This is a genomic window from Flavobacterium sp. B183 (genome assembly GCF_023539155.1).
GTDB lineage: Bacteria > Bacteroidota > Bacteroidia > Flavobacteriales > Flavobacteriaceae > Flavobacterium > Flavobacterium tructae.
The window spans coordinates 2,672,648-2,686,904 of record NZ_CP097434.1; the positions used below are offsets into that span (position 1 = coordinate 2,672,648).

15 protein-coding genes are annotated in these 14,257 nt (G+C 33.7%); 7 read left to right on the top strand and 8 right to left on the bottom strand.

Going from position 1 to position 14,257, the window contains the following annotated elements; genetic code table 11:
• Nucleotides 1-3: 3 nt before the first annotated feature.
• The 7 genes from M4I44_RS11370 to M4I44_RS11400 all read right to left on the bottom strand — a co-directional run bounded on the left by M4I44_RS11370 (nt 4) and on the right by M4I44_RS11400 (nt 5,611).
• Complete coding sequence (locus M4I44_RS11370; protein ID WP_249967367.1) at nt 4-540, bottom strand: hypothetical protein; 537 nt, start codon at nt 538-540, stop codon at nt 4-6.
• Between the two features lie 132 nt (nt 541-672).
• Entirely contained in the window at nt 673-1,683 is a 1,011-nt protein-coding gene (locus M4I44_RS11375; protein ID WP_249967368.1) for a MoxR family ATPase, read from the bottom strand.
• A 41-nt stretch (nt 1,684-1,724) separates the two neighbouring features.
• Complete coding sequence (locus M4I44_RS11380) at nt 1,725-2,936, bottom strand: DUF4350 domain-containing protein (RefSeq protein WP_249967369.1); 1,212 nt, start codon at nt 2,934-2,936, stop codon at nt 1,725-1,727.
• On the bottom strand, nt 2,929-3,141 hold the full coding sequence (locus M4I44_RS11385; RefSeq protein ID WP_249967370.1) for a DUF4129 domain-containing protein: 213 nt from the start codon (nt 3,139-3,141) through the stop codon (nt 2,929-2,931). The genes M4I44_RS11380 and M4I44_RS11385 overlap by 8 nt, the downstream gene beginning before the upstream one ends.
• Nucleotides 3,142-3,227: 86 nt before the next feature.
• Nucleotides 3,228-3,704 carry a hypothetical protein gene (locus tag M4I44_RS11390; protein ID WP_249967371.1) on the bottom strand — a complete coding sequence of 159 codons (477 nt, stop codon included), beginning with the start codon at nt 3,702-3,704 and terminating at the stop codon, nt 3,228-3,230.
• A 207-nt stretch (nt 3,705-3,911) separates the two neighbouring features.
• The gene (locus tag M4I44_RS11395) at nt 3,912-4,646 is read right to left on the bottom strand and encodes a hypothetical protein (RefSeq protein ID WP_249967372.1); all 735 of its coding nucleotides are present in this window, start codon (nt 4,644-4,646) and stop codon (nt 3,912-3,914) included.
• Nucleotides 4,646-5,611, bottom strand: a complete 966-nt coding sequence (locus M4I44_RS11400; RefSeq protein WP_070906994.1) for a stage II sporulation protein M — start codon at nt 5,609-5,611, stop codon at nt 4,646-4,648. The genes M4I44_RS11395 and M4I44_RS11400 overlap by 1 nt, the downstream gene beginning before the upstream one ends.
• A 20-nt stretch (nt 5,612-5,631) precedes the next feature.
• On the opposite strand from M4I44_RS11400, the gene M4I44_RS11405 reads away from it, so the two are divergent.
• From M4I44_RS11405 to M4I44_RS11435, 7 genes are all read left to right on the top strand, one after another.
• The gene (locus M4I44_RS11405; RefSeq protein ID WP_249967373.1) at nt 5,632-6,375 is read left to right on the top strand and encodes an RDD family protein; all 744 of its coding nucleotides are present in this window, start codon (nt 5,632-5,634) and stop codon (nt 6,373-6,375) included.
• Nucleotides 6,376-6,563: 188 nt separating this feature from the next.
• Complete coding sequence (locus tag M4I44_RS11410) at nt 6,564-7,412, top strand: hypothetical protein (protein ID WP_249967374.1); 849 nt, start codon at nt 6,564-6,566, stop codon at nt 7,410-7,412.
• Between the two features lie 93 nt (nt 7,413-7,505).
• Complete coding sequence (locus M4I44_RS11415) at nt 7,506-8,108, top strand: trimeric intracellular cation channel family protein (protein WP_017495383.1); 603 nt, start codon at nt 7,506-7,508, stop codon at nt 8,106-8,108.
• 121 nt (nt 8,109-8,229) lie between these two features.
• Nucleotides 8,230-9,252 (top strand): GNAT family N-acetyltransferase, encoded by a 1,023-nt coding sequence (locus tag M4I44_RS11420; protein ID WP_371923026.1) that lies wholly within the window; start codon nt 8,230-8,232, stop codon nt 9,250-9,252.
• 15 nt (nt 9,253-9,267) lie between these two features.
• Nucleotides 9,268-10,368, top strand: a complete 1,101-nt coding sequence (locus M4I44_RS11425) for a DegT/DnrJ/EryC1/StrS aminotransferase family protein (protein ID WP_249967375.1) — start codon at nt 9,268-9,270, stop codon at nt 10,366-10,368.
• Between the two features lie 18 nt (nt 10,369-10,386).
• On the top strand, nt 10,387-11,700 hold the full coding sequence (locus M4I44_RS11430) for a CDP-glycerol glycerophosphotransferase family protein (protein ID WP_249967376.1): 1,314 nt from the start codon (nt 10,387-10,389) through the stop codon (nt 11,698-11,700).
• Nucleotides 11,701-11,737: 37 nt separating this feature from the next.
• A complete protein-coding gene (locus tag M4I44_RS11435; protein ID WP_249967377.1) occupies nt 11,738-13,195 on the top strand; it encodes a lipopolysaccharide biosynthesis protein in 1,458 nt (485 codons plus the stop codon).
• An 89-nt stretch (nt 13,196-13,284) separates the two neighbouring features.
• Here M4I44_RS11435 and M4I44_RS11440 read toward each other — a convergent pair whose 3' ends face one another.
• Nucleotides 13,285-14,190 (bottom strand): glycosyltransferase, encoded by a 906-nt coding sequence (locus M4I44_RS11440; protein ID WP_249967378.1) that lies wholly within the window; start codon nt 14,188-14,190, stop codon nt 13,285-13,287.
• Nucleotides 14,191-14,257 lie beyond the last annotated feature (67 nt).

Sequence of the window (14,257 nt, forward strand, 5' to 3'; positions counted from 1 at the left end):
TTACTATATTTTTGTAAAGCTTTTATAATCAAAACCGTCTAAGGTGGCTATTTTCCAGATTCCATTTTCTTTAACTGCTGTTACTTTATACTTAGGACTATCTTTCCATTCTGTCCATGTCCAGTAAAATGTCGCTTTGTTATTTTGGATTTTTAAGTCGTTTACTTTTAGTGTTTTCCAATAAGATTCCGGATTATCCTGACAATTACACCATGGGTTGCTATCGTTACCGTATGGAGGTAATTCTCCAACCCAATATTCGATTTTACTGCTTTTAAGATCCTCCCCAATTTTCAGCGCAATTTTGTTATAATTGTCGATAAATTGCTGTGCAAAAAAATTAGAGTTTTTAAGTTCGCTTATTATTTTATGATGTGTTTTTGTATTTAACGCCACATATTTATCTGCCTTTTTATTTTCGATTACATCAAAATCGTCTTGTGTTTTTTTGGTTTCGATCCATTCATAGGCTTTTTTTATTAACGATTCAATTTGTTGTTTGTCCGTTAAAAAATAGATTGATGTATTGACGTTTTTCAAAGGTTTAACATGCGCTGATTTAAAGCTTACCAATGAAAGGCATACAAAGGATAAAAAAAATACTTTAGAAAATTTCATTAAAAAAGGTTTGTTATTAAGCATAGTACTGAAAACTGCTACTGCTACTGAAAACTATCTCGGAATTTCAACAGTCTCAATAATTTGTCTGATGATTTCTGAACTTGTGATGCCTTCCATTTCGCGCTCAGGGGCTACAATTACACGATGCTGTAAAACCGGAATGGCAGCTTCTTTTATGTCTTCAGGAGTAACAAAATCACGTCCGCGGATGGCAGCAAAACCTTTGGCAGCATTCAAAATAGCGATTGAAGCACGAGGAGAGGCTCCAAGGTATAAGAACGCATTTTCGCGGGTATTGACAACAATTCGTGCAATGTATTCCAACAGATTTTGCTCGACTCTGATTTGTTTTACCAAAGCCTGGTATTCTTTTATTTCCGCAGCAGAAAGTATCGTTTTAACAGCTTCTAATTTTCCGTGATTTTGTAGTAAATGTTCTCTTTGAATAATTAAAATTTCTTCGTCGAGTTTCGGATAATCGATGGTGATTTTGAATAAAAAACGATCCAATTGTGCCTCCGGTAAACGGTAAGTTCCTTCCTGCTCGATCGGGTTTTGAGTGGCAATTACCAGAAATGGAGTTTCAAGCTGATAGGCTGATCCGTCAATGGTAATCTGACGTTCTTCCATTACTTCAAAAAGTGCGGCTTGTGTTTTGGCAGGGGCACGATTTATTTCGTCGATTAAGATTAAATTGGAGAAAATTGGACCTTGTTTGAATTCAAATTCAGAGGTTTTTAAATTAAAAATCGAAGTTCCTAAGATATCCGATGGCATTAAATCCGGTGTGAATTGTATACGGCTAAAGCCAATGTTTAGGGTTTTGGATAATAATTTGGCCGTAATGGTTTTGGCAACTCCAGGAACTCCTTCCAGTAAAACGTGTCCGTTGGATAAAATAGCCACCAAAAGCTGATCGACCATTTTGTGCTGTCCGACAATTACGGTTTCGAGTTCTTTTTTAATCGCGCTAACGTGATCTAAAAGAGGTGCTAAATTTATTCTGGTTTCAAAATTCACATTTTCATTTGTGATTTGAGATGTTGTATTGATATCGTCCATGATGGTCAGTTTTTCTTTTATAGTATGGTAGCTTTTTTTATCTAATGTAAAATCTTTTCTATGGCATTGTTTATTCGAATCAGATCTTCTTCAAGACTGCCGTGGTAACTCTTTCGATGTTCGTTAATCAAAAATACGAGTTCCTGAATATCCGTTACATTTTTACCTGTTTTATGATGCAATTTTTGAATAAAATGATCGTCCAGTTTCGTGGTATCAATTAAATATTCATTCCTGATTTTTTCTAAAAAGTAAATGATCTTTTTATCAATAATGTTAGTGTGATCGCCTTCCTGATAATATAAATTTCCGATAGTCTTTGTAAAATCAACGGTTAAGTTGGACAAAGGTTTTAATATGGGAACAATTCGCTGTTTGCGCTTGGCATTAAAAATAATAAAAATCAACATGCCAAACAGAAAGAAATACCAGGCCCATTTTAAACCGGGCTGACTTAAAATGTATCGCAGAGGCGATTCGGAAATGCGTTCGCTGTTTTGCCCTTTCGTGTACCAAAAAATATCTCCCTCAGGCAAACAGGATAAGACATTCTCTGCGTACTGATAATGGTTTGCTTTCAGTAAGTTGTAGTTTGTAAAAGCGACAGGCTGTGTGTGCAGGTAAAAATGCCCTTGATAATACGGTATTTTTATAAAATTGACGTGCTTTTTTGCTTTTTTGACCGAAGAAAGCTGATAACCCAGAACGGTGGTCTTTGCGGTATCAATTTTAGAAAAATAATCTTCTAATGTCTGTACAAACTTATATTTTTTGTCCTTCAGTTGGGAGTTCGCCAGCCAAACAGTGGTGTTGCCAGAATTGAGATAATCCGCATTTACTTCAACTTTTAAACTGTCTAACAGATATTGAGGAAAGTCTTTCATGCTCAAAAAAGCATTGTTTCCACGCGATACAAAGTAAAGAAGTTCGTTTACAGATTCTTCATCAATGGTATTGGATTCGGAGATGTTTAAAAAAGTTCCTTTTATTTTGTAATTTTCTACCAGACTGTCATTGTCATATTTTGAAGTCAAATACTCATAAGGAGTTAGGTCTGAAATTCGTTCTACGCTATGATTCTTAAAAAAATCATTGATTTCGTTGTTAAAAACATAGAGCCCAAAAGGAATTTTGTCATTAACAGAATAGGTCGGTGTCCAGTCAATAGGTTTCGGCTGTTCGCGATCTGCTATCAGAATTAAGGTCAGAATAAGAACCAGTACAGCAATGTAAATTTTAAGTGTTTTATTCATTGCTAAAGGTTTTTAAGGCATTCTTAAATCGGTTTTCGGCTTTTCTGAAAGTGATTTCATCAATCTCAAACTCCCCATACCAGATGTAGTTGTACAGATAAGACAAATAAGTAAACTCTTCCTTGTGTGCAGGCTTTTGAAGTTCGTATAAATAATCAGAATTGGTTTTTTCGATGTCCCATTCGATGTACTGATTTTGTGCCATTACTTTCAGAAGCCACAGATAGTAGTACCTAACGGCAGCTCTTCTTTCTCCGGACTGTATACTTTCTTTAATCAGTTTATCGAAATCTAAAAGGTGAATGTTTTTTTCGATTTCTGAATAGATAATGTTTTTTTCTTAGCGTTTTTTCCAAAAATCCATTGTCCCTCTTTATTAATGATCGCTTTTACGATCAAATAAATAACAAAAATGATGATGAGAACGGCGAGTACTTTTATTAAAACCGAAACAAAATTAATAGAGCTTTCCGGAGTTTCAAAATCGAACCAATCGCTAAAAATACTAGCCAGCCATTCCTTAAAACGCTGCCATAAACCTTTTTCAGGAGCTTTAAATTCATAAACAAAGCTGGAACCGCTATACTTTTTTTTGAAATTTTTAGAGAAAGTTTTAATTTCTATGGTGTCGGAATCTACCCGAATGTCTTTTTCAGTGTATTTTACGGATGTTATTTTGGGAGGTTCGGCTGTAGCCAAAGTATCCTGTGCCTGAACAATGCCAGAGAAAATAAAAAAAGACAAAAGGAATAGGAAGATTTTATTCATTATCGGTTCCGATTAAATCAATGTCGCGATTTGAAATTTTTTCTTTTGCTCCCAAACTGTAATACATAATTCCCTGATTGACCATAATCATGTTGTTGAAAATATTACTCAGGGTAAAGATGAGGATGAAAATCAGAGTCAAAAATAAAAGGAAGAGCGGAGAATCGCCTATCGCTTCTGCATTATAATTAGAGCTTCCAATGGCCGTTAGTAAAAAATAAATATTCCGGCAAAATAGAACACCATGGTGATCGATCCCTGAATCATCTGGATCATAATCAGCATTAAAAAAGTAGCTCCAATTGAAGTCCAGAAATCTTCTTTTAGTAAAAGATAGGCATGATTTAAGGATTGAAAGAAACTTTTATCTTCTGTCAGATACGCATAAAAACTAAAGTTTACCCAGGTAAATAAAGCGGGGATAGCAATTAACAAAAGGGGAATCCCAACAATTAGAAAGCATAAAAAGAAGAGTATGATGATAACAATTAACAGCACCGGAACAACAAGAAAGGTAAGTCCAATACAAAATTTGATAATTTTCCAGATGTTTTGTCTGAAGATGGTGGTGATATCTTCTGTTTTAAAATCAGTTGTGTTCTTTTTCGCCACCAGTTTTAAGTACAAAATAGGGTAAGTCGAGTTGAAAAGCGATAAAGCAATTACAGCAATAAAAAAGAGGGCAACAAAACCAACTAAGAGTCCAAAATTATCGTTAAAATAACTGGCAAGATTGTCAGAGCCGGGTTGGTTTAAGCTATCATTAAATACAGCCTGAAAATTACTTTTTAAAAAGAAAAAGACCAAAGCCCCTACGATTAGGAGAAAGGCGCCGTTGATGATGAAAAAAATCTTAAAAAAGTGTTTTCCGAAAGTTTTAAAAAAGGAAAAAGTATCGATGATATAATCGCCCAGCTGTCGTTTTTTGTAAAGCTCAAACATTAGGATAAAGTTGTTTTTTTGTGAACAATAAAAGGGTAAATCAAATAATAAAATGAAATTACAGCTAAAGTAAGTAAAATGATAAAACTACTTAGCCAATTGGGCATATCAATCGAATAACGAGTGATAAAACCTTCGAGAAAACCGGCACTGATGGTAAACGGAAAAGTACTCAGAAATATTTTGAAGCTATTTTTGAAGCCTATTTTAAAAGAATTCATTCTCGAGAAAGTTTTAGGAAACAAGATCGAAGCTCCCAAAATAAAGCCTGCTGTAGTTTCGATTACAATGGCAAAAATTTCCATTGAACCGTGAATCCAGATGCCGCGGACACTTTTCCAGAAAACGCCCTGTTCGTAAAAAAAGTACTGAAAAGAGCCCAGCATGATACAGTTTTGAAGGAAAATGTAAAAAGTACCCAGACCCCCGAAAATTCCGTAAATGTAACATCTCGCGCCTACATAAAGGTTGTTCATGGTGATGCCAATAAAACTTCCCCAGTTACTTCCGGAGCCGTATACAGCCATTGGATTTCCTTTTTTGATATTTTCTAAGGTCATGTTCACATAAGAATCCCCCAGAATAAGACGAACAAAATCCTGATCGTATCTGGCAGAAACAACTCCAATTCCCACTGTCAGAAAAAATAACGCAAACGCATAGAGTAAATAGCGTTTGTACTCGTACATAAGCAAGGGAACTTCGGTAACAAAGAATTCCAGAAACTTATTTTTTTCTGTTCGTTTTGTTTTATAAATTTTCTGATAAATTTGTGAAGCGAGATGATTGAGGTAAATAACGGTTTTGCTCTTCGGATAATACGTTTGGGCATACGACAAGTCATTCATCATTTGAATGTACAAATTAGCTAACTCGTCCGGATTTTTTTTAGCTTTACCAAAAATAGCTAGCTCAAATTCCAGCCATTTTTCTTTATTTTGTTTTATGAAGGCAACTTCTCTCATTGCAGGCTAAAATATAAAATATGTCAGAATTATCTATAAATACGACGCAAAATGTCAAAATAAATTTTATCGCCGCAACGATAGGGGAAAGAATAGGTTCTTATTTCATCGATTTGGCTATTAAACTGGCTTATGTGACCGTAATTTCCCTGGTGTTTTTCTACGGATTAAATTTTGATAAAGTACTGAATACCTTAGACAACTGGTCGAGAATGTCTATAATTTTACTACTGTATTTTCCATTTATCATTTATACCATAACCTTAGAAAGTATTTTTGAAGGACAGACAATTGGTAAGAAATTAGTAAAAATAAAAGTGGTAAAAATTGACGGTTATCAGGCCGGATTTGGAGACTATTTAATGCGATGGTTTTTTAGACTGGTTGATATTTCCGTACTTGGAGGAATCGTTGGACTGATATCCATAATTTCGAGTCAAAAAGGACAACGATTGGGTGATATGGTTGCCGGAACAGCTGTGATTACGTTAAAAAATAAAATCAACATCAGCCACACTATTCTGGAGGAAATCGGAGACGCTTATGTCCCAACTTATCCTTTGGTGATTAAATTGTCGGATAATGATATGCGAATTATCAAAGAGACTTTTCAAAGTGCCCTTGCCAAAAACGATCATGAAATCATTTATAAACTGGTTTCCAAAATAGAGAGTGTTACCGGAATTAAAAATCAGTCCGGTAATAATAGTGACTTTCTGAGAGTCATTCTCAAAGATTATAATTTTTATACGCAGAATATGTAGCTTTTAAAAGGGACTAAAAAATGATGATAAATGTCATTTTATCAAATTCATAATTTTTGTAGTTTTACTAATACTAAAATCAACTTCTCGTAATGCTGATTTTAAGTTGTATTATGTAAACATTTATTGATTTTAGAAAGGCGTTACCGAAAAGCTTTAAGAGTAGGATCATTTAAATTATAGAAATTATGAAAATTACAAAGGTTTTTGCAATTTTAATGTTGCTGATTTCCGTTACCAATTTTGCTCAGACCAGTAGCAAAAAACTGGATAAAATTATAAAAAGAGATTATCAGATTATTGAATGTACCATTGCAAAAATGTCAGATAAAACTGTTGAATATTCCTTACCTGGAGAAACACTGCAAATTTCACTTGATGTATCTCAGATTGCCAGAATTGATTTTGCGAGCGGGCGTTCTCAAACTTTTGATGTATCTGCAAATACTGCCAGTTCAGCTAATTCAGGACAGGTGATTGCTGTCGCCGAAATGAAACCCAATACTATTGCTGTGCTGCCGGTACCTTATGTAAACTCAGGCACTTTAGAAAGTTCAGAAGAAATGGCAAAATTTGCTCAGAATGATTTGTATAACAAATTATTAGATAAATCGTCGAATATTTTTCCGTTAACGGTTCAGGATTTAAGAGTAACCAACAGTTTATTGCACAAAGCAGGGATAGATTATAAAAATATCGATGAAACCCCAATCGAAGATCTTCAGCAAATTTTAGGAGTGGATAACATCATCGCAACAAAAGTGTCGTATACCATAACGGAGGGTTCAGTGGCTTCAACTTATAACAGCGGAAATGCTAAAGTGAGTGACAACAATAAAAAGCTTAAAACAAACGATATTTCAACTACAACGTCAAGTACACAAACCTACTACAATTACATGGTTTATTTTGATATGTATAAAAACAGAACGAAAATCTATTCACAAACTCGTAAGCCATTCTTAAACATAAAAGACAGTTGGATGGATTCTGTTTCTTATCTGTTAAAAAGAAGCCCGATTTATGTTAGAAAATAAATAATCAGAGAGAAGAGGCACTAAAGAATATAAAAACAGCGCTAACCTTTGTACCTTTGCGGCTCTGCGCCTTTTGCAGCTAAAAAGTAAAAAATGTTTCATTTATTAGATATTATTGGTACAATGGCTTTTGCCATGTCGGGTGCTTTGACAGCGATGCATAAAAAGCTGGATCCGTTTGGTGTTTTTATCATTGCTTTTGTGACGGCTGTTGGTGGCGGAACGCTTCGTGATGTGCTGATAGGCCGAACACCGGTAGGATGGATGCTGGATTTGCAATATGTATATGTAATCATCCTGGGGTTTGGATTTGCCATCCTTTTCAGAAAAAAGTTCGACAGACTGCGTACTTCGCTATTCTTGTTTGATACGATCGGATTGGGTGTTTTTACCTTGATTGGACTCGAAAAAGGGATTATGATTGGTTTGCACCCGGTTATTTGTATTGCCTTAGGTACTATGACGGCATGTTTTGGAGGCGTGATTCGGGACATTTTGTGTAACGAAATTCCAACCATTTTTAGAAGAGAGATTTATGCCACCATTTGTATTTTTGGAGGAATCGTATTTTTTATTCTGAAAAAACTGAATTTAGAAGACGATGTTTTGTACTTAGTAACTTCTGTCGTAATGATTGTTACCCGTTTATTAGCAGTAAAATACAAATGGTATTTACCGGCATTTGAACATAAATAAGATTTTTAAACAATAGCAGTGTGCTGAAAATTTAAGAGCCGCGAATTCACAAACAGAATTTAAATTTTTGTTAGACAATAAAAATTAAATTTGTGAATTCGCGGCAAACTTTTTTATAAGTTTGTTTCAACAGAATTCAAAAGAGAACGATAAAATTACCACAGAAAACGGAATGAAATATACCGTAAGGAATTATCATAAAAACGATTACGAAATATGGAATGCATTTGTGGCGCAGGCTAAAAATGCAACATTCCTGTTTTACCGTGATTTTATGGAGTACCACGAAGACCGGTTTAAAGATTTCTCACTTTTGGTTTTCAAGGATGATAGATTAAAAGCAATTTTACCGGCGAATAAAGTCGAAAATTCGGTTTACTCACACCAGGGATTGACTTATGGAGGCTTGGTTTATAGTGAAAAAACAAAACAAGTTGACGTTATTGAAATTTTTCAGGCAGTTTTGTTCTTTCTGAACGAAAATGAGATTCTGAAACTGCATTATAAAACTCTTCCTTCTATTTACCATTTGAAACCTGCAGAGGAAATTTTGTATGCTCTGTTTTTGGCCGATGCGAAGCTGGTACGCCGGGATTCACTTTCGGTAATCGATTTATCTCAGGAAAATGTCGTATCAAAGATTAGAAAAAGAGGTTTTCAAAAAGGAGTTTCGAATCAATTGATGATCAAAGAAGAAATTGATTTTGGTTTGTTTTGGAATGAAGTTTTAATTCCCAATTTGAATAAAAAACACAAAGCAAATCCGGTACATTCAGCAGAAGAAATGTATTATCTGCAAAAGCATTTCCCTCAAAACATTCATCAGTTCAATGTTTATTTAGAAGATAAAATTGTGGCCGGAACTACGATTTTTGAAACGGAAATGACAGTGCATTGCCAGTATATTTCGAAGAATGAAAAGGGAGACTTAGGAAGCCTGGATTATTTATACCATTATCTGATTCAGGAACGATTTGCTCAAAAGAGATTTTTTGATTTTGGAATTTCGAATGAAAATCAGGGAAAGAACCTGAATGAAGGTTTATCGTACTGGAAAGAAAGTTTTGGAGCGGGTACCATAGTTCATGATTTCTACGAACTGGAAACGGCAAATTATAAGAAGTTAAATGGTATTTTTGTTTAAATAGAAAAAAAGAAAATGATATCATTTCTGGACCTGAAGAAAATAAACAAACCTTATGAAACCGCATTTCACGAAAAACTGAAAACAGTTTTAGAGAATGGCTGGTACATTTTAGGGAAGGAAGTGGAAACATTTGAAACCGCTTTTGCAAAATATTGCAAAGCCGATTATTGTATCGGAACAGGAAATGGTCTCGATGCTTTAACTCTGATTTTTAAGGCGTATATAGCTTTAGGAAAACTGCAAAAAGGAGATGAGGTTATTGTTCCTTCGAATACTTATATTGCTAGTATTTTGGCTGTATTGCAGGCAGATTTAGTTCCTGTTTTGGTGGAACCAAGATTAGAAACGTACAATCTCAATCCTGATTTACTTGAGGAAAAAATCAGTCCGAAAACCAAAGCCATTTTAGCCGTTCATCTTTACGGACAACTGGCCGAAATGGACCAAATAAATGAAATAGCAAATCGTAATAATCTATTGATAGTTGAAGATGCAGCCCAATCGCATGGTGCAATTAACAATCAACAATCAACAATTAATAATTTATCCTCCGCATCAGCTTACAGTTTTTATCCCGGAAAGAACCTTGGTGCTTTAGGTGATGGCGGTGCTATTACGACAAATGATAGGGAGTTGGCAAAAGTGCTTTTTTCGCTTCGCAATTATGGATCTGAGGTAAAATATCACAATGATTATATTGGTGTGAACACAAGATTAGATGAACTTCAGGCCGCTTTTTTAAGTCTGAAATTACCTCATTTAGATGTCGATAATGAGAGGCGACGCAAAATTGCTAAACGATATTTGACTGAAATAAAAAATGAAAAAATAGTACTTCCGTTTTGGGATTTTTCAAATAACCATATTTTTCATTTGTTTGTGGTACGAACTTCAGATCGTGAAGGGCTGCAGGCCTACTTATCCAAAAATAACATACAAACCGTAATACATTATCCAATTCCGCCACACCAGCAAAAAGCACTTCTGGAATGGAATAATTTGTCATTACCCGTGACAGAAAAGATTCATCAGGAAGTTTTAAGCTTGCCTATTAGTCCAGTTTTGACAGAAACGGAGGTTGATTTTATTGTTGAGGTTTTAAACAGATATTAGTTTTAATTGGAATAAAAAATGAGAGAATTAAAATTAGCTGTTAAACCTTACGTTCCTGAGAAAATTTGGATGTCTCTTATTAAAGCCTATAATTTTACAAACCTGCGCGCCATGCGGGATGCGTATAAAATTAGACAGGCACCTAAAAATCATCGAAAAGCACTTGAGATTGTAAGGAAAAAAGAAAAGGTTAAAGTTGCTTTTTTTCTGACTCATGAATCCGTTTGGAAATACGATCTGTTATTTGATTTAATGCTTGCGGATCCTCGGTTTGAGCCTCAAATATTTGTGTGCCCTGTTGTAAATTTTGGCAAGGAAAATATGCTTTTCGAAATGGGTAAAGCCTATAATGCTTTTAAAAAAAGAGGATATGATGCTATTAGAACTTATGATACCGATACAGGAGAATATTTAGATATAAAAAAGACATTTTCACCTGATCTTGTTTTTTTTACCAATCCTTATGAGGGTTTGCAGGATTACAGGTATTATATAAAAGAGTTCTCCAAAACACTAACTTGTTATGTTCCCTATAGTATCCCAACGGTTAATTATGAGTTTACCTATGATCTTAATTTTCATAATTTAATTTGGAAAATTTTTTCCGAAACGGATATTCATCAAAAAATGGCTTCCGAAAACCAAAGGAATAAAGCAATAAATAGAGTTGTAACCGGTTATCCGGGATTCGACCCTCTTTTGATAAATAAACGGCCAAAGGAGGTTTGGAAAAATAAGAATCCCGATTTAAAAAGAATTATATGGACACCGCATCATTTAATGAACGAGTTAAGCAAAGTATCTAATTTTTTGGAGTATTATGATTTCTTTTTAGAATTAGCCACTAGTTATAAGGATAAATTACAGATTACATTCAATCCCCATCCTTTATTAAGAGTTAAATTGGAAAATGATCCGAATTGGGGTAAAGAAAAAACCGATAATTATTTCGATAAATGGATAGACCTTGAAAATGGGCAGTTTGGTGACGGTTATTATATCGATCTTTTTTTAACATCAGATGCACTCATACATGATAGTGGTTCTTTTATGGCAGAATATCTTATTACAGGAAAACCATCGCTTTTTATGATTCGGGATGAATCAATTATGGATTATTGGAGTACTTTTGGCAATGAAGCGATAACAGCACATTATCAGTCGAGAAACAAAAAAGAAGTGATTGATTTTATTGAGAATGTTGTCCTTAACGGGAATGATTGGATGAAAGATAAACGTTGCGATTTTGTACAAAATACTCTAATTCCTAAAAATAATTCAACCGCATCCGAAAACATTATGAAATACCTCGAAAGTCAAATTTTTGAATAATTTTGAATTGGAATTTAATTAAAATTTATTTTTATACATGCACGATACCTCTTTAAAATCAACTGCAATAAAAGGAGTTGTCTGGTCAGCAGTTGATAAATTTGCCATTCAGTTTGGGCAATTTATCGTAGGTATAGTACTTGCCCGAATTTTGCTGCCGGAAGATTTTGGAGTAATAGGAATGTTGACCATTTTTATAGCCCTGTCACAGACTTTTGTAGAAAGTGGTTTGGGAACAGGTTTAATTCAGCGCCAGGATAGAACAGATATTGACTTTTCGACTGTATTTGTTTTTAATTTGGCGATTAGTTGTTTTTTCTACGCACTGTTATTTTTATCAGCACCTTACATAGCATCATTTTTTAATCAGCCTAAATTAATTGATTTATTGCGGGTATTAGGCTTAATCCTGATTTTAAATGCTTTCGCAGTAGTTCAACGAACAAAATTAACAATTGCAATTGATTTTAAGTCTGTAGCAAAAAGTAATGTAATTGGTATGATTATCGGCGGAATTTTTGGAGTACTGGCTGCAATGAACGGTTATGGAGTTTGGTCGTTGGTTATCCAAATGCTTATGGGGACTTTTAGTACGTCTTTATCTCTATGGTTTTTAAGCAATTGGATGCCTTCTGTTTCCTTTTCAAAAAAATCTTTCAGATCATTATTTGGTTATGGTTCAAGCTTGTTAATGGCTGGTCTGTATGCACAAATTCTTAATAATGTCTATAATATTTGTCTAGGAAAATTTTATTCAGCATCATCATTAGGATACTATACAAGAGCTAAAAGTTTTGCCGATTTATCAGCAGGAACTATTGTTAGTATCATTCAGCAGGCTACGTTTCCGGTTCTTACCAGCGTTCAAAATGACAGAGAAAGACTGGTTTCTATTTACAGCAGGATGATTCGTATGTCAGCTTTTTTTATTATTCCGCTAATGACACTTATTGCTTTATTGGCAAAACCAATTGTGATAGTATTGCTTACAGAGAAATGGATTTCTCTGATCCCGCTTTTGCAGTGGATGGTTTTTGCCCGTATTTTTCTTCCGATGAGCGCAATTAATATGAATTTATTAAACGCAGTCGGTCGTTCAGATTTATTCTTAAAAGTTGATTTATCAAAATTACCTTTAACAATATTAGCGATGATAATCACAATTCCATTAGGCATAAAAGCTATCGTAATTGGTCATGTTATTACTTCAGCATTATCGTTCCTTATAAATGCCTACTTACCGGGCAAATTTTATGGATACGGAGCAATAAAACAATTGAAAGATATGCGCTCTTTTTTTTTAGCAACTCTCGGAATGGCAATTTTGGTATTTGTCATAACAAGTTTTGTAGATAATCTAATATTGCAATTGCTTCTTGGAGTTGTCTTTGGAGCTGTAACTTATTTATATGTTTGTTGGTTATTAGGTTTAGAAGAATTAAAAGAAGTTTGGCAATTGTTTTTGAGTTTAAAAAGTAGACTTTTAAAATTTTGAGATACAATAATTTCCATTGAATACAATTAGTTTTACCATATTGGAGAAGCATAAAATTTATAATTTTTAAAAAGCCTCTCACTTATTTTTCAATACTTTTTAAAAGTAGTCCTCCAGAATAACCAGAATCGTAAGCTGAAGTTTTTAAATAATAAATTATAATCTTTGATTTGAAAAGTATGTACAATTTCATGATGTACTCTTTTCTGAACTGCAAGATCTTCTTTTTTAGTTCTGTTTAAATGAATGGCTTTTTTTAGAATCAAATAAGTAGAGAGATTCATTTTTCGAAACGCTAATTTTTTATTGTCGTAGAAACTAGAAGTCAATGAATTCTCTGATATTCTCTTTTTTACCAAAATTTCATCAATAAAGTCAAATTCATAGACACGGGAGGCTCTAATCCAAAAATCTAAATCTTCATAAGCTAGTGTTTCATCATATCCATTTAATGAATCATAAACTGTTTTTTTTGTCATAGCAGAAACAGAACAAATACTGTCTAAACCTGAGAGAACACTCTTGTAGACATCACCATTTTGTTTTTTCTTAATAGTTTTGTGATTATGATCTACAGGGAAGTAATAAGAATCAAATTCACCTTTTTCTGTAATCAGTTCAGCATTTCCGTATACAATACCAAGATTTGTAAAAGTACTTTTCTTAAAAGTTTCAATTTGCAAAGAAATACAATTTGGAACTAAAACGTCATCAGCGGCCAAATCAATGATATAATCTCCTTTAGCCAATTTTAGTGCCATATTAAATGATTTTGTGATTCCTAAGTTCCTTTCATTAGTAATGAATTTTACTTTAGGATAATCCAAAAGCCAATTTTTTATTACCTTTTTAGAATCGTCATTACTACAGTCATCAATAATTATTAATTCAATAAACGAATAATCCTGTAGCATCACAGAAAATAAACTCTCCGCCACAAAATGTTCGTGGTTATAGCACAAGCAAATAACTGTAACTAATAATTTATCTTGCATTATTTTTAAAGAGTTATATATTTGATACGAAAATAAGAAATCGATAATAATATTACCTAATAAAATA